We start from the raw sequence: 22,906 nt of genomic DNA, 5'->3' as shown, positions 1-22,906 counted from the left end.
ATGATCAGGAACCCAGGTCACCGGGCAACTGGTGCGGGTCGAGCAGCAAACGTTTGGCGGAGGTGCGCCGAACCTTGTCGGCGAGCGCGAGATTATCGGTGAGCAGCCGCCATTCGACCTCGCTGATGGCCGCGCGGGCCCGCTCGATGACCGCGCCGTCCCGGGTGCCCCAGGCGATCGGCATCGCGCTGACCGACTGCCAGCGCTCGCCGACCTGACGCGGCGCCCGATCGGTGCGCACCGCGACCGATGGCACCCGCTCGCCCGCGCGCTTCTCGTGTCCGGGCAGGTCGCGCACCTTCCTGATCACCAGGGCCCAGCGCGGCTCGGGAGTCTCCGGTTTCGAGACGTCGACCAGGGCGAGCAGCACCACCCCGCTCGGATGGGTCTCCGAGACGACCGCGGGGACCAGCTCACCGTCGGCGTAGAGCTTATCGATGCTGGAACGGTGCGGCGTCCAGAACGCCACCCACACCGCGACCACCGCACCGAGCGCGAACGCGACGGCCAGCAGATAGGCCCACGGATGGTTCAGCCAGATCAGGTATGCGGTGCCGGTCGCGGCGATGACGGCGGCGGCGATCGCCATCACGCGCAGTCGACGCAAGTCGGCGAAGACTTCGTTGACCGCATGGGCGTGGTGCCGGTCCACCGCGAATTCGAAGCGTCGCACGTCTCATTCCTAGCATACGTATCGGAGCCGACACCTCCGCATAAATGACGCTGCCGGGTGAAGCCCGTCGCTTGCCCGAGCGCAGGCGAGGGCACCCCTTATCCGATGGCCGGTCCCAGCAAGTCATCGGCATCCGTTATGCGATAGGCGTACCCCTGTTCGGCGAGGAAACGCTGTCGGTGCGCGGCATATTCGGCGTCCAGGGTGTCACGCGCGACGACCGAATAGAAGTGGGCTTGGCCACCATCATGTTTCGGCCGCAACAACCGACCGAGGCGTTGCGCTTCTTCCTGGCGCGAACCGAAGGTTCCCGAAACCTGTACCGCGACAGACGCTTCGGGTAAATCGATGGAAAAATTCGCGACCTTGCTCACCACGAGCACCGGAATCTCACCGCGCCGGAAGGCGTCGAAAAGTTCTTCGCGCTCTTTGGTTTTCGTCGAACCCTGAATAACGGGGGCGTTGAGATCGGCGCCGAGTTCATCCAATTGCTCGAGATATGCGCCGATGACCAAGGTCTGCGCATCCTTGTGCTGGGCCAGAATCGATTCCACCACAGGGATTTTCGTGCGCGCGGTCGAGCAGAGCTTATAGCGCTCCTCCGGTTCGGCGGTGGCGTAGGCCATTCGCTCGGCATCGGTGAGGGTGACCCGGACCTCGATACATTCGGCCGGCGCGATCCAGCCCTGGGCCTCGATATCCTTCCACGGGGCGTCGTAGCGCTTCGGTCCGATCAGCGAGAAGACATCGCCCTCGCGGCCGTCCTCGCGCACCAGGGTCGCGGTGAGACCGAGCCGGCGCCGCGATTGCAGATCGGCGGTCATGCGGAAAACCGGTGCGGGCAGCAGGTGCACCTCGTCGTAGATGACCAGGCCCCAGTCGCGGCTGTCGAAGAGTTCAAGGTGTTTGTACTCGCCCTTGGTGCGGCGGGTGATCACCTGATAGGTGGCAATGGTGACCGGACGGATCTCCTTGCGCTCACCGGAGTATTCGCCGATTTCCTCCTCGGTCAACGAGGTTCGCGCCAGCAGTTCACGCCGCCACTGTCGTCCGGCCACGGTATTGGTGACCAGGATCAGCGTTGTGGCCTTCGCCATGGCCATCGCCGCCGCACCGACCATCGTCTTGCCAGCGCCACACGGCAGCACGACCACGCCGGAACCACCGGCCCAGAACGATTCCGCGGCCATCTCCTGATAATCGCGCAGATGCCAGTGGCCGCCGGTGTAGTCCAGCTCGATCGGATGCGCCTCGCCGTCGACGTAACCCGCCAGATCCTCGGCGGGCCAACCGATCTTCAGCAGCATCTGCTTGATCCGGCCGCGCTCGGACGGGTGCACGACGACGGTGTCCTCATCGACACGAGCACCGAGCATCGGGGCTATCTTCTTGTGCCGCAGCACTTCCTCGAGCACCGCCCGATCCAGACTGACCAGCGTCAACCCGTGCGCGGGATTCTTCACCAGCTGCAACCGGCCGTACCTGGCCATGGTGTCCACGATGTCGACCAGCAGTGGCTGCGGCACCGCATATCGCGAGTAACTGACCAGCGCGTCCACCACCTGCTCGGCATCATGCCCCGCCGCCCGCGCATTCCACAGCGCCAGCGGCGTCACCCGATAGGTGTGCACATGCTCGGGCGCCCGCTCCAACTCCGCGAACGGCGCGATGGCCTGCCGCGCCACCCCGGCCAACTCATGGTCGACCTCGAGCAGCAGCGTCTTGTCACTCTGAACAATCAGCGGACCGTCGGTCACAGCTGCGCCGCGCTAACGCTCGGCTCCGCTGCGACCGGAGGTGCTGTGTCTATGGTTCCCTCGCTGCACTCGGTCACAGTCGTCTCTCCTCGTATACGGCGTCGGCGTGCGTGTCCGATCGCGCGTGCGACTTCGGCCCATTCTTCCCGACACCACCGACAACCCGGCGAGTGTGGGGCCAATGCCGACGGGCATAGCTCGCGTCGGCCTCGCACATACAGCGTGTGAGACGGCTGTTTTGTTCCGGGACGCCAGGCCACCGGTGCTCGACTGGACCGAGACGGGCGCGGGAGATGTGCGTCAAGATCGGGGCCATGATCGGAACTGCGGCGGTTCTCGGAGTGGCAGCGGCGGCGTTGGGGATGGTGCTGACGCCAGGGCCGAACATGATGTATCTGGTTTCGCGCAGTGTTTCCCAAGGTCGGCGGGCCGGATTGGTGTCGCTCGGGGGCGTGGCGGCCGGGTTCGGGGTGTATCTTGCGGCGGCCACGGCCGGGATCACGGCGGTGTTCGCGGTGGTTCCCGGGCTGTATCTGGCGGTGAAGTTGGCGGGGGCGGGATATCTGCTGTGGCTGGCCTGGCAGGCGGTGCGGCCCGGCGGGACCTCGGTCTTTGCGCCCAGCGAGCTGCCCGCGGATCCGACCCGGCGATTGTTCACCATGGGTCTGGTCACGAATCTGCTGAATCCGAAGATCGCGATCATGTACATGGCGTTGATTCCGCAGTTCGTGGTGCCCGCGCACGGGCGGGTGTGGTTGCAGAGTCTGTGCCTCGGGTCGATACAGATCGCGGTGGCGCTGACGGTGAACGGACTGATCGTGCTCGGCGCTGGCACAATCGCCGCCTTCGTGACCGGTCGCCCGCTGTGGCTGCGGATCCAGCGCTATGTCATGGGCACCATGCTCGGCGGGATCGCCGTACTGCTTGCCACCGACCGCGCTCGCCCGATGCCCGCCTGACCCACCCGGCCTTCGCGCGGGCCTGCCCCGAGTTCGGCATCGCCTCGATAGGCCCGGCGGATGGAGTCACCTCGGCCGGGCACGAGTAGCCACAGCGTCGACGCACTGTCACGACCGAGCACTCAGCGGATGCGACCATCGCCACACAACCGCGGCGCCGCCGCGGTTGTGCTCGGTGGCCTCGATGCAACCGGTGCGGCGGGTATGTGATCGTGTGCACATGGCGCATTTCGATTCCGCGGTCAACACCGTGCAGCATGTCGGGGAGTTGTTCGGCGTTGTCGCGTTCGCGACCTCGGGGGCGCTGCTCGCGGTGCGGCGAGGGTTCGATGTCTTCGGGATCGTGGTCTTGGCCTGCAGTACGGCGCTGGGTGGCGGGGTGATCCGAGATCTGGTGATCGGCCGGACCCCGCCGGCGTCGTTCGTCGATCTCAGCTATCTGTGGACCGCACTGATCGCGGCCGCGGTCATCTTCTTCTGGCATCCATCACCGCGGGTGACCAGCGGACCGCTGGAAGTGACCGATGCGTTCGGACTCGGCTTGTTCTGCGTCACCGGCACGGTGATCGCCTATAACCACGGCCTGGGCGCACCGTCGGCAACGCTGCTCGGACTCGTCACGGCAATCGGTGGCGGGGTGATCCGGGATCTGCTCGGCGGGCAGACGCCGAGTGTGCTGATACCCGAGCAGATCTATGCGGTACCAGCCCTTTTCGGGGCCGCCGCGACGGCGACGCTGCTGCATTTCAATGCCTACAACCCGATCACCGGCGGCGGTGCCGCGCTCGGCGCCATCACATTTCGACTGCTCGCGCTGCGCTACGACTGGCACGCGCCGCAGGCTCGGCGGCGCCCACAGGACCGGGCCTAGGTCGTCGAGTTCACTCGAACTCCCGCGCGGAGTCGGCGCACGCCCTCGTCCAGGGTTTCGTCACGCTTGCAGAAGGTAAAGCGCACCAGGTGCTTCCATGCCTCGGCATGGTCGGCGAAGACGCTGATGGGCACGGCCGCGACACCGAGCCGACCCGGAAGTTCCCGGCAGAACGCCAGACCGTCGGTGCCGCCGAGCGGCGTGATATCCGCGCAGATGAAGTAGCCGCCAGCGCTCTGCTTGACCCCGAAACCGGTATCCGACAGCGCGGCGGCGAGGCGGAGGCGCTTCTCCGACAGCGTATCCCGCAGTCCCGCGACCCAGCCGAGTTCATTGTTGAGCGCGTGCGCGACGGCGGGCTGGAACGGCCCGCCCGCCACGAAGGTCATGAACTGTTTGGCCGCGAGCACACCGTCGATGAGATCCGCGGGACCACAGGCCCAGCCGGTTTTCCAGCCGGTGACGCTGAAAGTCTTTGCCGCGCTGGACACCACCACGGTGCGATCGGCCATACCGGGCAGGGTGGCGAGGCTGATGTGCTCGTTGCCGTCGTAGACGAGATGTTCGTAGACCTCGTCGGTGAGCACCAATAGGTCGTGTTCACAGGCGATTTCGGCGATCGCGGTGAGATCGGCGCGGTCGAGTACGGTGCCGGTCGGATTGTGCGGTGAATTGACGATCAGCATCCTGGTCGCGGGTGTGATCGCGGCGCGCAGGCTGTCCAGGTCGAGTACGAAGCGATCCCCGTCGGCGACGAGGTGGGCGGTGCGCCGTCGGGCCCCGGCCAGGGCGATCGCGGCGGCGTAGGAGTCGTAGTAGGGCTCGATCAGTACGACCTCTTGGCCGGGTTCCACCAGACCGAGTACGGCGGCGCTGATCGCCTCCGTCGCCCCGACGGTGACCAGCACCTGGGTGTCCGGGTCGTATCGGGTGCCGTAGCGGCGGGCCCGGTCGGCGGCGATGGCGCGGCGCAGGATCGGCATGCCGCGCCCCGGCGGGTACTGGTTCAACCCGTCGGCGATGGCCTGGCGCGCGACCTCGAGCATGCCTGCGGGTCCATCGGTGTCCGGAAAGCCCTGCCCCAGATTGACCGCCTCATGGCGGACGGCTAATTCGGTCATCTCCGCGAAGATCGTGGAGGCAAAGGGGCGCAGGCGAGCGACGGTCGCGGGTTGCGAGGGCATACCCGGAGCGTAGCCCAATGGTCGCTATTGTTGCCGTTAGATAGCGAAAGGCTATGTTTCACTTTTGAATTGCGGCTTCTACCTGCATGGTTGTGCGTTTCCCCAACGACGGCTAGCCTCGCCGTGTTCTACCTCACAAACCGCTCACAAGGCGGTAGCTAGAAAGGGGCGCTAATGGCCTCGTATCTGGACCTGGTACTGAATCCGGCCGCGTCGGAGGTCGCCGGAACCGTACTGGGTTTCGTTCGACATGTCGTGCACGAACTGATCTCCGGATTCGGCTCCTCCACCGGCGACTGGTTCAGCGGTTCATCGACCGGCAATAGCGGCACCGGATCGTCCACCGGGAACTGGTTCCTGGGCTCGTCCACGCCGTAGCCCGACCGGCGGTGTCAGGCCCGGCGATGAGGGCACGGCCTGGCACCGCCTCAACCGAGGCGCACCCGAGACAGTTTTTCCGGATTCGCGAGATCGTAGACACCGCAGACCAATCCGTCGCGAACGGCGAATCCGAGGACCCGGGCCGGACCTTCGAGGCGCCCGTAGCCCGGGCCGACCCGATGCACGACCAAACCCAATTGCCCATTGACCGAGGCGAATTCGTATTCGAGCGTCGGCTCTGCCGAACCGTCCAACCCGTACTTGCGCACCAGTCCGAGGAAGAAACGGGCGACCTTGTCCGCGCCGCCGATGATATTGACCGCGGTGGAGGTGGTGCCGTTGGCATCGCCGATCAGCACCGAATCCGGGTGCAGCGCTGCGGCTACCGCGCCGATATCTCCGGCGGACAGCGCATCCAAGAACTTCCGCACCGCGGCCTCGTGCTCGGCATTCGGAGTGGGGGGCGGGGCCTGCGCGACGGATTTCCGCGCCCGCACGGCCAGCTGGCGCGCCACCTCCGTCGAGACACCAAGGATTTCCGCGATCTCGCCGAAGGGCACCGAAAGCCCGTCGTGCAGTACGAATGCCACGCGCTGCGGCGGTGTCAGACTTTCCAATACCACCAAGGCGGCGAGGCTGCATTCCTGCTTGCGCACCACCGCTTCCAGCGGGTCGGGTGTACTCGATGGCGAAGTGCCGGTTACCACCGGCTCCGGAAGCCACTGGCCCACATAGCTTTCCCTGCGCACCGCGGCACTGCGCAAGTGGTCCAGGCAGATCCGGCCGACCACCGTGGTCAGCCAGGCCCGCAGATCCTCGATCTCGGACTGATGCGCACCGGCCAGCCGCAGCCAACTCTCCTGCACGGCGTCCTCGGCGTCGCGCGCGCTGCCCGTCAGCCGGTATGCGACCGAGAGCAGATGCGCCCGATGCGATTCGAACAGATCGGCGAGCAGAGCGGAAACCATCGGTCCTATTCTACGGTCTGCGCGATCGTCCTCTGATCGCGGTATGGACCGGCCGTCATGCGAAATCCACATGATTCGACAGGGGGTTGCATGACACGATGATCGAATGCAGGATCACCCGCTCACCGATGGCACCGTCTGGCTGTCGCGGCCGACCGAGGCCGATATCGACGACATTGTCGATTGCTGTCAGGAGCCCACCATCGCCGAGTGGGTGACGATTCCGGTGCCGTATCACCGGGCGAATGCCGAGGCCTTCCTCGACGAGATGGTCACGCCGGGCTGGGCCGCCCGCGGCCCGATCTGGGCGATCCGGCTGCGCGCCGACGGTCCGGTCGTCGGCATGATCAACCTCGGCCAACGTGATGCGTCGACCTCAGAGATCGGCTTCTGGCTCGCGTCCGCACAGCGCGGTCGCGGGGTGATGTCGCGCGCGATCGCGCTCGTCTGCGAATTCGGCTTCCATCCGGACGGATTGGCGCTGGCCCGGATCGGCTGGCGCGCCTTCGTCGGCAACCACGCCTCGGCTGCCGCCGTGCGCCGCAACGGCTTTCATTACGAGGGCATGACCCGGCTCGGCGGCGTCCAGCGTGGCGTCCGCCGCGATATGTGGCTGGCCGGGCGGCTGGCGACGGACCCGCCCGGCCCGGCCGCGGATTGGCCGCCCGGAATCTGACCGCGGGCTTCGACGGCGACACCGTCTGCTCCGGCGATATCCTCGGCGTGGTCGCCAGATCACGCCGAAAGCCGTAGCCGCGCCCCGGCTTTCACCGGGGCGGGCGCGGTGCTCAGCGAGTGCGGCGCTGCTGCACCGCGTCGGCGAGCCGGTCGAGCTGGGCGGCCGTGGTGTCCCAATCGATGCAGGCATCGGTGATGGACTGGCCGTAGGTCAGCGCATCGGCGTGACCGAGGGTCAGATCCTGGCGGCCCGCGACGAGGAAGCTCTCCAGCATCACCCCGACCACGCCCGATTCGCCCGCGGCCAACCGGCCCGCAATATCGGTGACCACATCGACCTGCTTGTTGTGATCCTTATTGCTATTGCCGTGGCTGGCATCGACCACGATCCGCTGCGGCAGCGCGGCCTTCTCCAGCCGGATGCAGGCCTCGGCGACCGAGGCGGCATCGTAGTTCGGACCGGTGCTGCCGCCGCGCAGGATCACGTGACAGTCCGGATTGCCGGTGGTGCGGATCAGCGCCGAGCGGCCGTCCAGATCGGTGCCCGGGAAAACGTGGCTGGCCGCGGCGGCGCGGACACCGTCGACGGCCACCTGCACATCGCCGTCGGTGCCGTTCTTGATGCCGACCGGCATGGACAGCGCGCTGCTCAGCTGGCGGTGTACCTGGCTGGCCGCGGTGCGCGCGCCGATGGCTCCGTAGGAGACCAGATCCGCGATGTACTGCGGGGTGATCGGGTCGAGGAATTCACAGGCCACCGGCAGGCCGAGCGCGGTGATATCGACCAGCACCTTGCGGCCGATGCCGAGACCGGTATTGACGTCGAACGAACCGTCCAGGTGCGGATCGTTGATCAGCCCCTTCCAGCCGAGGGTGGTGCGCGGCTTCTCGAAGTAGACCCGCATCACCACATGCAGCCGGTCGTTCAGCTCGGCCGCCTTGGCAGCCAGGCGGCGGGCGTAGTCCAGCGCGGCGACGGGATCGTGTACCGAACACGGCCCGACGATCACCATCAGGCGATCGTCGTCGCCGTTGAGCACATCGATCGTGGCCCTGCGACCGGCGCGGACCACATCCGCCAGGGGATCGGTGATCGGGTGGACCATGCGCACCTCGGCAGGTGAGCGCAATGGGCTCACACTCAGGGTGCGTTGGTCGTCGAGATCGGAATGCCGCGCGTCTATGTCGGCTGCGGTAGTCATCGTTTGTGGGTTCCTTTACTTCAAGGCCGACCCACGGATATCGAACCCGTCGAGCCGGTCTTCATCCGGCTCGGGGTGGAGGTGCAGTCAGCGCATGCGGTTGCCGCAGACCGGCCCACCCAGGGCCGGGTTGCTAAACCAGAAATACACGCGCTGCACGACGCCGACAGTACCAGGTGCAACCTCCGAGTGACGCCGTGGCCAACTTTCGGCACCGCCACCCAGCCGGCTGCGCCCGAGCCGGATTGCGGCAGATCCGGGCCGGCTCACCCCCACTGGCCGGGCTGGTAGTCGCCCGCCGGAGTGCGAACGATCACGTTCATCCGGTTCCAGGCATTGATCATCGCGATGGCCGCGATGAGAGCGGCGGTCTGATCGTCGTCGTAGTGCTTGCGCACCTGCGCCCAGGTCTCATCGCTGACACTGCGGCCGTCACCGATGCGGGTGGCCTCCTCGGTGAGGGCGAGGGCGGCGCGTTCGGCATCGGTGAAGACAGTGGCCTCGTGCCAGGCGGCGACCAGGTTCAGCCGCACCGAGGTTTCGCCCGCGTGCGCGGCATCCTTGGTGTGCATATCCGTGCAGTAGCCGCAGCCATTGATCTGGCTGGCGCGGATCTTGACCAATTCATAGGTGGCGGCGGGCAATTCGGATCCGTCGATCACCTTGCTTGCGGTGGTGAGGCGCTTGACGAAGCTGCCGGCGACCGGGTTGGCGTAGAGGTTGAAGCGCTGTTCCATGATCTGTGCCTTTCCATTCGGATGGGTTCACAGAGAGGACGACGCGCCCCGGCGAGGTGTGACATCACTGCATGTGACGTGAGTCATACAGCCTCGGCCACCGAATCGACCAACTGAGATGCGGTCATTCGCCGAAGCTGTAGGTGACTCCCGTCAGCTTCTCCGACAACTCCCAGAGCTCGCGCGCGACCGGCTCATCCTTGGATGCCGCACTCGAACCGCAGCGCCCCGGATAGCCACGCATTCCACCCCAGCCGAGCGGACCGTAGAACGCGCCCGGCTCGACCGATTCGGTGGCCGCGTAGATCTCTGGCAGCGCGCCCATTTCGGCGCTCTGCGCCAACAGCTGGTTCCCCCATGTCATGACCGTGTCCTGGATGGACTCGGTATGCGACTGCAGTTCCGTTGCGGCATAACCGGGATGCGCGGCCACCGAGAGCTTCGACGAACCCGCCGCGGTGAGCCTGCGCTGCAGCTCGTAGGCGAACATCAGATTGGCCAGTTTGGCCTGACCATAGGCGGGCCAGCGCTGGTACTTGCGGCGGTCCCAGTTCAGATCCTCGAGATCGATCTTCCCGAGGCGGTGCATCCCGCTGGACACCGTGACCACCCGGTCCGAAATCTTGTCCAGCAGTAGACCGGTCAGCGCGAAGTGTCCGAGATGATTTGTGCCGATCTGCATTTCGAATCCGTCGGCGGTGCGCTGCTCCGGCAGCGCCATCACCCCGGCGTTATTGATCAGCACATCGACCTGGTCCACCCCATCGGCGAACTCACGCACCGAGGCCAGATCCGCAAGATCGAGTTTGCGCACCGAGGCCAGCGGCCCGATATCCCCGGCCACGTGCTCACCCTTGGCCACATTTCGACACGCCAAGATCACCTGCGCACCGCCTCCCGCGAGCGCACGCGCGGTCACCGCCCCCAACCCGCTGTTCGCGCCGGTGACGATGATCTTCCGGCCACTTTGATCGGGCATATTCGACAGATCCCACCTGCTCATGCGGGAGAGTCTAGTCCGGTGTGGGACAAGTCTCATCCGCTGCGACCCGCCCGGGCCGCAGCGTAGGACAACCGTCAAACCTGGGCGAGCACCTCATCGTCGCTCATCGCCGCCACCTCCAGATACATCCCGGCCACCCGCTCCAACCTTCCGGTCACACCCCGGTCGGCTTCGCGGTCGAGCAGGCGCGCGGCCAGACCCGCCACGGTGCGGGCGGTGAAGAGATCGGCAACGATCGCCTCCGGTGTGTCCAGCCACTCACGGACACGGGCGATCACCGCCGTGGCCAGGACGGAGTCACCGCCGAGGGCGAAGAAGTCGTCGGTGGCCCCGACCCGGGCCGGATCGAGGACCGTGCCGACGATATCGGCGAGCGCGCGTTCCAGAGCGGTGCGCGGCACGACGAATTCGACTGTGTCATCGGCGCGTTCGAGCACGGCGCGCACGGCCTTGCGATCCGGTTTGGCATTCGAGGTCAGCGGCAATTCCGCAAGAATTTCCAATCGCGTCGGAATCATGTAGGCGGGCAGGAGCTCCGCCGCGGCCACCAGTACGGACTCCGGCACCACTTCGGTATTCGCCTCGGGGACAAGGGCGGCGACAAGTTTCGGCGCGGCGCAGCCGACCACGGCGGCAATGGCGTGACGGACGCCGGGGACCTGGCGCAGCGCGCTCTCGACTTCACCGAGTTCCACCCGGTAGCCGCGGATCTGGACCTGATGATCGGCGCGGCCGAGGAATTCCAGTGTGCCATCGGGCAGATAGCGGGCCAGATCGCCGGTGCGGTACCAGCGCATGCCGTCATGCACCACAAAGCGTTCGGCGCTACGTTCCGGATCGCCGCGATAGCCCGCCGCAACGCCGTCGCCGCCGATCCACAGTTCACCGGTCACCCAATCGGGGCAGTCGTGACCGGTCGGGCCGACGACACGACACTGCACATTGCGCAGCGGAGTGCCGTAGGGCACGGCGGCCCATTCCGCGGCCACCGCACCGTCGACGACCTCACAGATGGTGGAGTGGATGGCGGTTTCGGTGGCACCACCCAGCCCGGCGAAGCGGGCAGCGGGCGCCACCGCAGCGAGCCGACCGGGCAGGGCGATATCGACCCAGTCGCCGCCGAGAATGACGGTGCGCAGCGAGCCGAGCGGCGCACCCGCGGCGGCGGTGAGCAACATATCGAGCAGGCTCGGCACACAGTTGAGCACCGAAACCTGGTGGCGGCGAATCAGTTCCACCCAGTCGGCCGGTTCGCCGCGCTGTGCATCGTCCACCGCGACCACCGCGCCGCCCGCGCTGAGCAGGCCGAAGATGTCGTACACCGACAGGTCGAACTCCAGTGCCGAGAGGGCGAGCACGCGATCCTCGGCGCCGACCTCGAAGCGTTCGTTCAGGTCGTCGATGGTGTTCATGGCCGCACGATGCGGGACCTGCACACCCTTGGGCCGACCGGTCGAACCGGAGGTGAACAGGATGTAGGCGATGGTTTCCGGATCACCGAAGATGTGGCGCGCCAACGGCTTCGGATAGGCCCGAGCCGCGGCCAAGGCGACGGTGCCGACCTCCGGGATCTGCTCATCGCCGACCGTCACGGCGGCGACGGCATTGCCGATGCGCAGAATCTCCGCGCGCCGTGCGACCGGTTGGTCGAAGCCGATCGGTACGTAGACCGCGCCCGCGGCAAGCACACCGAGGGTCGCCACCACCTGGTCGGGCCCCTTCGGCAGCTGAACCGCGACCGAATCACCCGGCAGCACACCGGCATCGCGCAGCGCACCGGCGACCGACAGCGCCTCGGCGGCGAGTTTGCCGTAGGAGACGACACCGCCCGGTTCCCAGATCAGCGCGGGCGCATCGGGATTCGTTGCGGCATTGGCGAAGAAGCCGGTGTGCAGCAATCCTGCGCTGACCGGTCCGGCGGTGGCATTGACCCGGGCGCGGGTTTCGGCCTGCTCCAGCGGAATCCGCAGTGCCGCCTCGGCATCCCAACCGGCCGCCGACGATATTTCACCGGACCCGATATCTCCGGCCAGTCGCAGGATGGCATCGATATAGCGCGCGAACATCGCCTCGACGACGCCCGCGGGAAAGGCGGATTCGCGCACATCCCAATTCAGCAGCAGCCCACCGCGCACCTCGGTGATCTGCGCGTCCAGCAGCACCTGCGGACCCTGCGAGATGATCCAGACCGGATCGCCGAAGGTCTCGGTCACGGTATCGGCGAACAGTTCACCGAGATTGAGCGCACTGGTGTAGACGATCGGTGCGAGTACCGGCTCACCGCGCTGGCGCCCGAGGTCGCGCAGCACCTCCAGTCCCGAATACGCCGTATGCGCGCCCGCCGCATGCAGCTTCGCCTGTAGCGCCCGCGCCCGTTCGGTGACGGTCGCCGGTTCGGTCACATCCACCTCGAGCAATACCGACGAGGTGAAGTCGCCGACCACGCCGTCGACCTCCGGATGCACCGGTTCGCGATGGAACAGCGGCAGATTGAGCAGGAACCGACGCTGGGCCGACCAGCCGCCGATGGTCTCGGCGAATACCGATGCCAGTGCCATGGCCGGGGTGATGCCGCGAGCGTGCGCGGCCTCGAATATCCGCGCCTTCGCCGCGGGCGCGAGCCAGCGGTGGTGCCGCACGGTACGGCTGGCTCCCGAAACCCCCGACGCCTGTGGCAGTTCCGGCGCGCCGGGCAGTTCGGGCAGCCGCTGCTGCCACCACTGTCGGTCCCGCTCGTGTTCGGCACCGGTACCGCTCGGGTGCTCCGCGAGGTAGCGGCGGAACGTATAGGTCTGCGGCGGTAGCGATTCGCCGTGATAGAGCCGTGCCAGGTCGCTGATCAGAATGCGGTAGCTCATCGCATCGGCGGCGAGCATATCGACATCGAGGTGCAGCCGGGTCCGGCCGTCCGCCAACAATGTCAACGCGATACCGATGACCTGGCCGTCCTCGACCGCCATCCGCTGATGAGTTCTCTGCTCCCGCAATGACTCCAGCCTGCGCTCGGCCGCATCCGACGGCAGCTCACGCAGATCGGTGCAGGTCCACACCGGGCGACCCGGCCGAGCCATGGTCTGTTGGGTGCCGTCGGGCAGGAATCGCGTGCGCAGCATCGGATGCCGCAGCACCAGCGCGTCGACGGCCCGCTCGAGCCGGGCGGGATCGACGCCCGCACCGTCGAATTCGACATACAGATGCGCCGCAACGCCGCCGAGTTCCTGGGATTCGGAGCGCCCGATCCAGTACGCGTGCTGCATCGGCGCGAGCGCGAAGGGGGTGTCGTCGTCGGCCCGATCGACCACCGCATCGGCATCCGATACGTCCGGATCCGGCTGAGCATCATCTCCACCGGATCCGCCGAGCAATTCATGCCACCCGTCCACCGTCGGGTTCGCGGCCAAGAGCGCGAAGTTGATGTCGATACCGCGCTTACGCCAGCTCCCGGCCAGTTTCATGGTCCGGATGGAGTCCAGCCCCAACTGGATCAGATCGTCGCCGAAGCCGATCGTCTCGACGGCTACGTCGAGTTGCGCAGCGATCGCGGCGCGGATTTCCTCCCGGCCGATCGTCGTCCCCGCCCCGTTCCCCGGTCGCTGTGCTGGCTCCATCTGCCGCTGTCACTCCTTGGTCGCCGCCGCATTCGGCGGATCGAGACTGCTCGGCGGCAGCCTATCGCATTGAGATAGGGTTGCCTAACCTATCTTAGGAGACCTGATCATCAGGCAGTAGATCAAGTTCCAGGCATCTGTGAGGCAGACCGTGACTTCGACATCCACCTGGCCCACCCATCGCGACGGCTACGTCCCCTTTCCGACTGCCGACGCCGAGGCGTATCGAGCGGCCGGTTACTGGACCGGCCGGCCGCTCGGCGACCTGTTGCGCACGACCGCGACCCAGCATCCGAACCGAACCGCATTGCTGGATGCGGACAGCGCCCGCAGCTACGCGTGGGTCGATGCCGAGGCCGACCGGATGGCACACGGTCTACTCGCGCTCGGGATCGCGCCGGGCGACCGCGTGGTCGTACAGCTGCCGAATGTCCCGCAGTTCCTGACCGTCCTGTTCGGATTGCTGCGCGCCGGAATCATTCCGGTACTGACCCTGCCCGCCCACCGTCGGGCCGAAATCGAACATCTGGCCGGACTTTCCGAGGCGGTCGCCTACATCATTGCCGACCGGTTCGGCGACTTCGACTACCGCGAACTGGCCGAAACCGTTCGCACGGCCGTGCCCACCCTGCGCCACATTCTCGTACTCGGCGACCCCGGCAGCTGCACCGATCTGAATTCGATTCCCCGCGACGGCGGTTCGCTGCCGACCATCGACCCGAGCGATATCGCACTGATGCTGGTCTCCGGCGGCACCACCGGCCTGCCCAAACTGATCGCACGCACCCACGACGACTACGTCTACAACGCCACCGCGAGCGCGGAGATCTGCGGACTGACCGAGGACGACGTATACCTCGCGACATTGCCCGCCGCACACAACTTTCCGCTCGCCTGTCCCGGCATTCTCGGCACCGTCGCGGTCGGCGCGGCCGTTGCCTTCACGACCGATCCGAGTCCGGAGAGCGCCTTCGCCGCGATCGCCCGCCATCGGGTCACGGTCACCGCGGTGGTGCCGCCACTGGCCCAACTCTGGTGCGCGGCAACCGAATGGGAGGACGCCGAGCTCGGCTCACTGCGACTACTCCAGGTCGGCGGCGCCCGGCTCGCGGAAGTGAATGCCCGCGAGGTGGCACCGGCGCTGGACGTACAACTGCAACAGGTATTCGGCATGGCCGAGGGCCTGCTCAACTACACCCGCCTCGATGACAGCGCCGCGCTCGTCTGCACCACCCAGGGCCGCCCGCTCTCCCCCGCCGATGAGATCCGCGTCGTGGATGCCGACGGCAATGATGTCGCCCCGGGCGAGGAGGGCGAACTGCTCACCAAGGGCCCCTACACGATCCGTGGCTACTACCGCGCCCCCGAGCACAATTCCCGCGCCTTCACCACCGACGGCTACTACCGCTCCGGCGACCTCGTGCGCCGCCTCCCCAGCGGACACCTGATCGTCTCCGGCCGCATCAAGGACGTCATCAACCGCGGCGGCGAGAACATCTCCTGCGACGAACTCGAGGAACATCTGCTCGCCCATCCATCGGTCCGCCATGCCGCCGCCGTCGGCCTTCCCGATGCCGCACTCGGCGAAAAGGTATGCGCCGTCCTGGTCGTCGACGGCGAGATGCCGACCCTGGCCCAGCTCAAGTCCTTCCTGACCGATCGCGGTCTGGCCACCTACAAGCTGCCGGACCTGGTGCGCCGGGCCGACCGGCTCCCGATCACCGCCGTCGGCAAGATCGATAAGAAGGCCCTGCGCGCCGGACACGCCTGATCGGACAATCGGGGGCGGCGTGAGTCCGACCTACGCCGCCCCCGATCTACCCGGATGTCGCCGATAACCGGGTTGCCCCGGCAGATATTCGGAGCCCACCCCGAAGTTGATGGGTCTGCTATGACGCTTTGACGACGTAGGGGGCGATACTGCCCAGCTTTTCGCAGGTCTCCTCGAATTCCCGGTCCGGCCGCGACTGCCCGACGATGCCAGCGCCCGCACGCAGCCAGGCGCCCTCGGTGGTCTGATAGACCGCGCGCAGCACCAGCGTGGCCTCCATCGCACCGGACGGCGAAACCGTCACGACGGCACCTGAGTACAGACCACGCGGCGCACCGTCGAGTCGGAATACCGAATCCACGCCCGCCCGCTTCGGAATGCCGGACGCGGTGACCGACGGGAAGAGCACCTCCAGCGCATCCCAACTGGTGCGGTCCGCCGCGAGGCGTCCCCGCACGGTGGAGGCCAGATGCTGCACGCTGCCGCGTTCGCGAACCGCCATGAAATCGGAGACCGCGGGCGTGCCCGGATCGGCCACCGCGGCGATCTCGGCAAAGGAGGTCTGGACCGAAATCGCGTGCTCCACGATCTCTTTGGGATCGGTGACCAGGTCGGCACGAGCCGCCATATCGATCGCCGCACCGAGGCCGAAGGCACGGGTTCCGGCGAGCGGCTCGGTGGTGACCACCCGATCCTCATCGACGGCGGCGACCAGTTCCGGGCTGAATCCCGCCGCCTCCAGCCCACCGAGGCGCAGCAGGAACGACCGTGCGGGAGTGTTGTTGGCACGGCCGAGCCGGTAGGTGGCCGGTACGTCGACTGCGAAGGGCAGATCGACCTTTCTGGACAGAATGACCTTCTGGTAACGGCCGGAACGGATCTCCGCGACCGCCTCGGTGACCCGGTCGCGATATCCGGTCGGATCCAGGCGCACATCGACCGGCTGCGCCCGCGGCAATTCGGTGTTCTGCGAGGCGGCAATGAGATCGTGAATGTCGTTGGCCTCGGCGGGGGTGGCACCGGAGATCCGGACGCCGAATGCGCCGACCCGCACCTCGATGCGCGGAATCATCAAATGGGCCAGCGCCGTTCGCGGATCCAGATGTGCGGTCGCATCCAATGCCCATGCGCAGAATTCGAATCCGATCCAGCCGTAGGCCCGGCGCCCACCCAGCGGCAGCATGCCGAGTGCACGGTCGATGACACTGGCCGGACTGCCCTCCCACGCACCGGCCGTAACGCGCCCGTCCCAACTCACGCGCAATTCATTCGCGTCGAGTTCAACGCCGCCCAGGGGGTCGGCTGCGAATACCCATTCGCCGGGCCGCTCGTACACCACGTATTCGCCGAAGCGCTCGGCCGCCGCCAGCCGGGACATCGCTGCCGCCGGATCGGTCACATACTCAACGCGCAAGCGCTCCGTGATCGACAACGATCCTCCAAGGTTATGCTGACCTAACTTCGAGAAGTAAGGTTAGCATTACCTGTCTAGATCGCCAGCGTGCCGACGGCCACAGCGACGACCGCGAAAACCGTTACTCCGCAGGCAGCGCGAGCGCGGCACGCTCGACACTCAACAGACTCTCCGTGCTGTGCTCCGCGTGGTATGCCGCTCCGCCGCCGCGCAGGCCGAACAGGCGCTTGCTGTAGACCAGCCAGACCACGGCGGCGATATTGATCAGCAGCGCGCCGATGCGCAGCACGGTGATCTTCTCGGTCAATTCGTAGATCTCCAACGGCAGGAAGATGCTGGTCGCGATGACGGCGAAATATTCGCCCCAGCGCTTGACCAACCACAGCCCGACCGCCTCGATGGCCTGCAGCGCCGCGTAGCACAGGATGCCGATGCCTACCCACAGCAGCGTCGTATTCGACAGCGAGAACGCTTGATCGATCAGATGCACGATCTTGGATCGGTCGATATCCCACCCGATCTGATCGGCCAGCGGCCGCAGCAGCGGCAGATCCCGTTCGAAGTCGGCCCGCATGGTCTCGCGCGAGGAACGGAACTTGAAGACGGCGAGCGCGGCCACCACCAACAGCAATCCGCGTACCACCCGCTCGATCGCCAGCGCCCGCATCAGCCAGCGGTCGCGCAGCAGTCGCCCGCGCGGCACCTCCGGCGCATGATCGGCGGGCCCCGAGCCGACCGGTTCGCCCGGAACGAAGGTGCCGCAGCGCAGACACCGCCATGCAACCCCGGCCACGGTCTGCACATGCAGACGCTCCGCCAGATCCTGCTCATCCGGCGCATAGGTGTAGTGGCCGTGCCAGCCGCATGCGCGTAACGCCCAATCCATGCGCGCAGCCTAGTTAATGATCACCATCGGCAGCGATCGAAACCATCGTGTCCGCCGCCGCCCACCGGGCTCGCGGCCGACTCGCCCGCCGGAGTTCCTGCGCGGAATCCCCTGGCGGGCTTGAATAGGGGGATCGGCAGTTGCGGAGGAAAAGCATGATCGATCACCGCGGGGATTCGCCCGCTCCGGCTCGAGCGACCGCACCCGGATCGGTGGTGGCGCTCATCGACGCGGGCTCCGGAGTGGAACGCGAACTCGTCGGCGCCTGGCTCGCCGACGGCGGGCTCGAGCACGAACTCGGCATCGACGCGCCCGTCACCCAGTTGGATCTGGACGCGGGCGCGATCGGCGCTCGACTGGTCGGACGGCGCGACGATCCACTCGTGGTGCCGATCCGGGTGCTGTGGCTACCGCCCGAGCGCGACGGGGTCCGGCGCATCACCTTCGCCGACCTGGCCCTGCTGACCAATCCACGCAAGCCGAACCGCCTCGCACAGCGCCGGTTGGTCGGCGAGCCGGACCGGCACGTGGTGCTCACCGGTCAGCCCGCCCTGCTCAGCGAGCTGCGCGCCAATAATCCGGAGGCGGCGGCATTGCTGGTCAAGGGCTCCACCGAGCCGTTCGCCCGCGCCATTGTGCGCGCGGCGGTGGTCGCGCTGGAACGCGCGGAACGCTCCGTCATCGGCGACCGGTACAAGGTGCCGCGGCTGGTAGCCGAGGAGATCCTGGACTCCCCGGAATTCCTGCGCCGTCTCGAATTCATCGCCGATCAGCTCGGCGCCAGTCCGCATGAGGTGTACCGGCGGGCGGAGAAGGCGCTGCGCGAACTCGTCGCCGCGCAGAGCAGACTGGTCACGGATCTGTTCACCCAGGCGATGCGCCCGGTCCACGCCTCGACCTGGAAGGTGGAATCCGACGACACCGGTCTGGACGGACTGCGCGCGCTCAACCGCAGCTATCCGCTGGTCTTTCTGCCTTCGCACCGGTCCTATGTCGATGCGTTCGTCCTCGGTGATGTGCTGGCCCGCAATGATTTCCCGCCGAATCATGTGATCGGCGGCGCGAATCTGAGCTTCTGGCCGATGGGACCGATCGCCCGGCGCACCGGCACCGTCTTCATTCGCCGCAGCTTCGGTGACGACGAGGTCTACAAGGCGGTGGTCGAGGAGTACTTCGCCTATCTGCTGTCCAAGCGATTCAATATGGAGTGGTACTTCGAGGGCGGCCGGACGCGCACCGGGAAGCTGCGTCCACCGCGCTACGGACTGCTGAACTATCTTGCCGCCGCGGTCCGTTCGAATCGGATCGACGATGTCCTGCTCGTCCCGGTCTCGATCACCTATGAGCGGCTCAACGAACTCGGCGCCATCGCGACCGAGCAGGTGGGCGGGACCAAGAAGCCGGAGGGGCTGGCCTGGCTGGCGCGTTATGTGCGCAGCCAACAGCATTCGGCCGGACACGTCTATGTACGCTTCGGTGCGCCGCTGTCGGCGCGCGATCGCCTTGCGGCATACGGTGATCCGCTCACCCCGCCGCCGGTGACGATTCCGCTGCACGGCGTCGAGCGGACCGCGCCCCAGCCGACCGCGACGGCGGAGTCCGAGCATGTCGCGGAGCTGGAGCGAAAGGCGGTGCAGCGGTTGGCCTTCGAGGTCGCCGTCGGCATCAACGAGGTCACGCCGATCACCGTCAACGCGCTGGTCACGCTGGCGCTGCTCGGTGTGCACGAGCGCGCGCTCACCCTCGGCGAGGTGCGCGCCGTGCTGGCCCCGGTGCTGGGCTATATCGAGAAGCGCGATCTGCCGCGCGGCGAGCTGGCGGCATTGCGCGATGAACAGAGCCTGGCGGTCGTGCTCGAGCAGCTGTCGCTGGCCAGGGTCGTCACGGTGTATCGCGGTGGGCTGGAACCGGTCTACTCGATCGAAGCGGGTGCGCATCTGGAGGCCGCGTTCTATCGCAATAGCGCGGTGCACTGGTTCATCAACCGCGCCATCCTCGAATTGTCCATCCTGGCGGGGCTGGAGAAGCAGGCGCCGGATCAGCTGCGGGCCGGCTGGGACGAGGCCTTCGAGCTGCGCGATCTGCTGAAGTTCGAATTCTTCTTCCCGGAGCGGGCCGAATTCTCGGCGCAGATGACCGCGGAGATGCTGCTGGTCGATCCGGATTGGTATGCCCACACCACCGAGGACACGCTCGGAGTGGACATTCTGCACAAGCTCACCGCCTCCGGTTTCATGATGGCTCACCGTGCGCTGCGCCCGTTCGTCGACGCGCAGCTGGTGGTGGCCGAGCGGCTGGCGGCCCGCGATAACGCCGAGCAGATCGACCGCAAGGAATTCATCGACGAATGCGTTGCGGTCGGCAAGCAGATGCTGTTGCAGCAGCGGCTGCACAGTCCGGAGTCGGTCTCCACCGAACTGTTCACCAGCGCACTGAAACTCGCGGACAACCGCGGCCTGCTGGCTCCGGTGAGTCGTGATTCGGCCAAGCGCAGGGCCGAATTGACGCGGCGCAGAATCGAGTTCGCCGATCAGCTGCGCACCATCGCCGCCCTGATCTCGCAGGCCGCCGCACTCGATCCGTCGAATCGGCCCGGGCTGGGGGCCTGATGGAGTCATCGAATACCGCGGAGTCGCAGCACCGAGCGACCCCAGCGGATCTGGCGACGGCGATTGCCGCGATCCGATCCGGACCGCAGGGACCGCAGATCGCCGCGGTCTTCGATTTCGGTGGCACCGTGGTGGACGGTTTCGCACGTCCGCCCTGGTGGCGGCGGATACTCCAGCGCGACAGAGCCCCCGCGAACACACTGCTCGACGGTATCCGCGACGGGCTCACAGACGGCGAATACGGTCGGTTTCTACAGCAGGCCGAGCGCACATTGGCCGACCATCCGGAGGCTGAACTGGAGCAATTGGGCGAGCGGCTGTTCCGACGCACCATCTACGGACATCTGTATCCCGAAGCGTGGCAGCTGATCCGCACGCACGAGGCTGCGGGGCACACCGTGGTGCTGGTCACGGCGCTGACCCGGTTCCAGGTCGAGCCCGCCGCGGCCGCACTCGGTATCGACCATGTGCTGTACACCCGAATGGCGACGACCGACGGCGTACTGACCGGATATGCCGAGGGAAGAACGCTGTGGCGCAGTGGCAAAGCCGATGCAGTCCGCGAATTCGGCGCGGCACACCGCCTGGACATCACCCACAGCTACGCCTACGCCGACAGCATCGCCGATCTGCCGTTGCTATCGGTGGTCGGATATCCGGTCGCGGTGAATCCCGATCGCAAGCTCGGCATCGCCGCCACCGAACAGCATTGGCCGATCGTGACCTTCCGTCCTCGGCAACCGCCACGCCCGAGTGACTATCTGCGCACCATCGCCGGATTCGCCGGACTGCTGGGCGGGGCGCTATTCGGCGTGCTGGCCAAGTCGTACACCCATCAGCGGCGGCAGATGGCCGATGCGCTGATGGCCGATGGGACCGGCGCGACACTGGCGGCGACCGGGATCCGGCTGCGGGTCACCGGTGCGGAGCACGCCCGTGCGCCGCGGCCCGCCGTCTTCCTGTTCAACCATCAGAGCCAATTCGACGTCATCATCCTGCCCAAGGTGCTCGGGGGTGGTGTGACGGGAATCGGCAAGAAGGAGCTGACCAAGAATCCGATTTTCGGTCCGCTGATGCGGTTCGTCGGTGTCACCTTTATCGACCGTGCGAACACCACACAGGCCAAGGCGGCCCTCGCCCCGGTGGTGGGGACATTGCGCGATGGATTGTCGATCGTGGTCGCGCCCGAGGGGACCCGGTCGTACACGCCGGGTATCGGCCCGTTCAAGAAGGGCGCTTTCCACATCGCGATCCAGGCCGGGGTGCCGGTGATCCCGGTAGTGATCCGCAATGCGGGCGAGGTCAACTGGCGCAATTCGATGGTCGCGCGCAAGGGCACGGTGGATGTCGCCATCCTCGACCCGATCGACGTCAGCGGCTGGGATCCGAACGATATGGACGACCAGGTCGAAGCGGTCCGTCAGCGCTACCTCGACACCCTGCTGAACTGGCCCGCGCCGGACTAGACGGCTCGGCCGAGCAGCAGCTTCCACGGCATCAGCGCCGATTCCAGCTGCACCTTGAGGCTCATCTTGGAGGCGCCGAGGGTGCGCTCCTCGAACCGGATCGGAACCTCCGCGATCGCAATGCCCTTCTGCACGGTCCGGTAGTTCATCTCGACCTGGAACGAGTACCCGTTGCTGCGAATCGAGGCCACGTCGATGGCGCGCAGGGTGTCGGCCCGCCATGCCTTGAATCCGGCGGTCGCATCCTTCACACCGATCCGCAGGATCAGGTTCACGTAGAAGTTGGCCCACGCCGACAGCGCCTTGCGATACCACTTCCATTCCTCGGCGGTCGACCCGCCGGGCACATAGCGCGAACCGAGTACGACACCGGCATCGGTGGTGTTCAGCTTCTCCAGCATCGCCGGAATGACCTCGGCCGGATGTGACAGGTCGGCGTCCATCTGGATCACCACATCGGCGCCCTCGTCCAGTGCCCGGGTGATCCCGGCCACGTAGGCGCGGCCCAATCCGTTCTTCTCGGTTCGGTGCAGCACGCCGACCACGTTCGGCAGCTCCGCCGCCAACTTGTCGGCGACCTCACCGGTACCGTCCGGCGAATTGTCATCCACCACGAGCACATGCAGGTCGGGCACCGGCAGCGCCGTCAGCCGCTCCACCGCAACCGGCAGATTTTCCCGCTCGTTGTAGGTCGGCACAACAACGGTAACCCTCAAGGGTCGCCCTCCCTGCTCACCTG

The 22,906-nt window shown here is 66.8% G+C and carries 18 protein-coding genes; 7 read left to right on the top strand and 11 right to left on the bottom strand.

Translation table 11 applies throughout. The annotated features are described in order from the left end of the window. Nucleotides 1–4: 4 nt before the first annotated feature. Together ABZ293_RS18170 and ABZ293_RS18165 are read right to left on the bottom strand one after the other, a co-directional pair. Nucleotides 5–673, bottom strand: coding sequence for a DUF3239 domain-containing protein (locus tag ABZ293_RS18170; RefSeq protein ID WP_355181896.1), 669 nt, complete (start codon nt 671–673; stop codon nt 5–7). Between the two features lie 98 nt (nt 674–771). Further along, complete coding sequence (locus ABZ293_RS18165; protein WP_355181894.1) at nt 772–2,430, bottom strand: DNA repair helicase XPB; 1,659 nt, start codon at nt 2,428–2,430, stop codon at nt 772–774. 314 nt (nt 2,431–2,744) lie between these two features. Between ABZ293_RS18165 and ABZ293_RS18160 the strand changes: the two genes are divergently transcribed. Next, nucleotides 2,745–3,389 carry a LysE family translocator gene (locus ABZ293_RS18160; protein WP_355181892.1) on the top strand — a complete coding sequence of 215 codons (645 nt, stop codon included), beginning with the start codon at nt 2,745–2,747 and terminating at the stop codon, nt 3,387–3,389. Nucleotides 3,390–3,609: 220 nt separating this feature from the next. Then, nucleotides 3,610–4,260, top strand: coding sequence for a trimeric intracellular cation channel family protein (locus ABZ293_RS18155; RefSeq protein ID WP_355181890.1), 651 nt, complete (start codon nt 3,610–3,612; stop codon nt 4,258–4,260). On the opposite strand, the gene ABZ293_RS18150 is transcribed toward ABZ293_RS18155, so the two are convergent. After that, nucleotides 4,257–5,444, bottom strand: coding sequence for a pyridoxal phosphate-dependent aminotransferase (locus tag ABZ293_RS18150; RefSeq protein WP_355181888.1), 1,188 nt, complete (start codon nt 5,442–5,444; stop codon nt 4,257–4,259). The two genes, ABZ293_RS18155 and ABZ293_RS18150, sit on opposite strands and share 4 nt — an antisense overlap. Before the next feature lie 174 nt (nt 5,445–5,618). Between ABZ293_RS18150 and ABZ293_RS18145 the strand changes: the two genes are divergently transcribed. Then, entirely contained in the window at nt 5,619–5,822 is a 204-nt protein-coding gene (locus ABZ293_RS18145; RefSeq protein ID WP_355181886.1) for a hypothetical protein, read from the top strand. A gap of 50 nt (nt 5,823–5,872) precedes the next feature. On the opposite strand, the gene ABZ293_RS18140 is transcribed toward ABZ293_RS18145, so the two are convergent. Continuing rightward, nucleotides 5,873–6,793, bottom strand: coding sequence for a sigma-70 family RNA polymerase sigma factor (locus ABZ293_RS18140; protein ID WP_355181884.1), 921 nt, complete (start codon nt 6,791–6,793; stop codon nt 5,873–5,875). 106 nt (nt 6,794–6,899) lie between these two features. On the opposite strand from ABZ293_RS18140, the gene ABZ293_RS18135 reads away from it, so the two are divergent. Continuing rightward, nucleotides 6,900–7,469 (top strand): GNAT family N-acetyltransferase, encoded by a 570-nt coding sequence (locus tag ABZ293_RS18135; RefSeq protein WP_355181882.1) that lies wholly within the window; start codon nt 6,900–6,902, stop codon nt 7,467–7,469. Between the two features lie 112 nt (nt 7,470–7,581). Here the strand turns inward: ABZ293_RS18135 and ABZ293_RS18130 are convergent, their stop codons facing one another. The 4 genes from ABZ293_RS18130 to ABZ293_RS18115 all read right to left on the bottom strand — a co-directional run bounded on the left by ABZ293_RS18130 (nt 7,582) and on the right by ABZ293_RS18115 (nt 14,021). Then, nucleotides 7,582–8,673 carry a 3-deoxy-7-phosphoheptulonate synthase gene (locus tag ABZ293_RS18130; RefSeq protein ID WP_355181880.1) on the bottom strand — a complete coding sequence of 364 codons (1,092 nt, stop codon included), beginning with the start codon at nt 8,671–8,673 and terminating at the stop codon, nt 7,582–7,584. Between the two features lie 266 nt (nt 8,674–8,939). After that, nucleotides 8,940–9,410: a carboxymuconolactone decarboxylase family protein gene (locus tag ABZ293_RS18125; protein ID WP_355181878.1), complete on the bottom strand. Its 471-nt coding sequence runs from the start codon at nt 9,408–9,410 to the stop codon at nt 8,940–8,942. Between the two features lie 124 nt (nt 9,411–9,534). Further along, a complete protein-coding gene (locus tag ABZ293_RS18120; RefSeq protein WP_355181876.1) occupies nt 9,535–10,413 on the bottom strand; it encodes an oxidoreductase in 879 nt (292 codons plus the stop codon). Between the two features lie 74 nt (nt 10,414–10,487). Further along, complete coding sequence (locus ABZ293_RS18115; protein WP_355181874.1) at nt 10,488–14,021, bottom strand: amino acid adenylation domain-containing protein; 3,534 nt, start codon at nt 14,019–14,021, stop codon at nt 10,488–10,490. A 151-nt stretch (nt 14,022–14,172) separates the two neighbouring features. Between ABZ293_RS18115 and ABZ293_RS18110 the strand changes: the two genes are divergently transcribed. After that, nucleotides 14,173–15,792, top strand: a complete 1,620-nt coding sequence (locus tag ABZ293_RS18110; protein ID WP_355181872.1) for an AMP-binding protein — start codon at nt 14,173–14,175, stop codon at nt 15,790–15,792. Nucleotides 15,793–15,910: 118 nt separating this feature from the next. Here the strand turns inward: ABZ293_RS18110 and nbtS are convergent, their stop codons facing one another. Next, nucleotides 15,911–17,224 (bottom strand): nocobactin biosynthesis salicylate synthase NbtS, encoded by a 1,314-nt coding sequence (gene nbtS, locus ABZ293_RS18105; protein WP_355181870.1) that lies wholly within the window; start codon nt 17,222–17,224, stop codon nt 15,911–15,913. 103 nt (nt 17,225–17,327) lie between these two features. Further along, nucleotides 17,328–18,092, bottom strand: coding sequence for a DUF2127 domain-containing protein (locus tag ABZ293_RS18100; protein ID WP_355181868.1), 765 nt, complete (start codon nt 18,090–18,092; stop codon nt 17,328–17,330). A gap of 155 nt (nt 18,093–18,247) precedes the next feature. Here ABZ293_RS18100 and ABZ293_RS18095 point away from each other — a divergent pair, with 155 nt between their 5' ends. Further along, nucleotides 18,248–20,701: a glycerol-3-phosphate 1-O-acyltransferase gene (locus tag ABZ293_RS18095; protein WP_355181866.1), complete on the top strand. Its 2,454-nt coding sequence runs from the start codon at nt 18,248–18,250 to the stop codon at nt 20,699–20,701. Then, the gene (locus ABZ293_RS18090) at nt 20,701–22,167 is read left to right on the top strand and encodes an HAD-IB family hydrolase (protein WP_355181864.1); all 1,467 of its coding nucleotides are present in this window, start codon (nt 20,701–20,703) and stop codon (nt 22,165–22,167) included. Before ABZ293_RS18095 ends, ABZ293_RS18090 begins: the two co-directional genes overlap by 1 nt. Here the strand turns inward: ABZ293_RS18090 and ABZ293_RS18085 are convergent. Beyond that, the gene (locus ABZ293_RS18085) at nt 22,164–22,883 is read right to left on the bottom strand and encodes a polyprenol monophosphomannose synthase (protein WP_355181862.1); all 720 of its coding nucleotides are present in this window, start codon (nt 22,881–22,883) and stop codon (nt 22,164–22,166) included. The genes ABZ293_RS18090 and ABZ293_RS18085 overlap by 4 nt on opposite strands. Nucleotides 22,884–22,906 lie beyond the last annotated feature (23 nt).

This window comes from Nocardia sp. NPDC005998 (assembly GCF_040614395.1).
Classification (GTDB): domain Bacteria; phylum Actinomycetota; class Actinomycetes; order Mycobacteriales; family Mycobacteriaceae; genus Nocardia.
Note: the sequence above shows the minus strand (reverse complement) of the source record. Positions and strands in the feature narration are given on the sequence as shown.

Bases quoted from the DNA above. Each gene is read 5' to 3' on its own strand.
- ABZ293_RS18120 (WP_355181876.1), bottom strand. From the start codon at position 10,413: ATGAGCAGGTGGGATCTGTCGAATATGCCCGATCAAAGTGGCCGGAAG.
- ABZ293_RS18135 (WP_355181882.1), top strand. From the start codon at position 6,900: ATGCAGGATCACCCGCTCACCGATGGCACCGTCTGGCTGTCGCGGCCG.
- ABZ293_RS18155 (WP_355181890.1), top strand. From the start codon at position 3,610: ATGGCGCATTTCGATTCCGCGGTCAACACCGTGCAGCATGTCGGGGAG.
- ABZ293_RS18150 (WP_355181888.1), bottom strand. From the start codon at position 5,444: ATGCCCTCGCAACCCGCGACCGTCGCTCGCCTGCGCCCCTTTGCCTCC.
- ABZ293_RS18100 (WP_355181868.1), bottom strand. From the start codon at position 18,092: ATGGATTGGGCGTTACGCGCATGCGGCTGGCACGGCCACTACACCTAT.
- ABZ293_RS18115 (WP_355181874.1), bottom strand. From the start codon at position 14,021: ATGGAGCCAGCACAGCGACCGGGGAACGGGGCGGGGACGACGATCGGC.
- ABZ293_RS18130 (WP_355181880.1), bottom strand. From the start codon at position 8,673: ATGACTACCGCAGCCGACATAGACGCGCGGCATTCCGATCTCGACGAC.
- ABZ293_RS18160 (WP_355181892.1), top strand. From the start codon at position 2,745: ATGATCGGAACTGCGGCGGTTCTCGGAGTGGCAGCGGCGGCGTTGGGG.
- ABZ293_RS18090 (WP_355181864.1), top strand. From the start codon at position 20,701: ATGGAGTCATCGAATACCGCGGAGTCGCAGCACCGAGCGACCCCAGCG.
- ABZ293_RS18140 (WP_355181884.1), bottom strand. From the start codon at position 6,793: ATGGTTTCCGCTCTGCTCGCCGATCTGTTCGAATCGCATCGGGCGCAT.
- ABZ293_RS18145 (WP_355181886.1), top strand. From the start codon at position 5,619: ATGGCCTCGTATCTGGACCTGGTACTGAATCCGGCCGCGTCGGAGGTC.
- ABZ293_RS18125 (WP_355181878.1), bottom strand. From the start codon at position 9,410: ATGGAACAGCGCTTCAACCTCTACGCCAACCCGGTCGCCGGCAGCTTC.
- ABZ293_RS18095 (WP_355181866.1), top strand. From the start codon at position 18,248: ATGATCGATCACCGCGGGGATTCGCCCGCTCCGGCTCGAGCGACCGCA.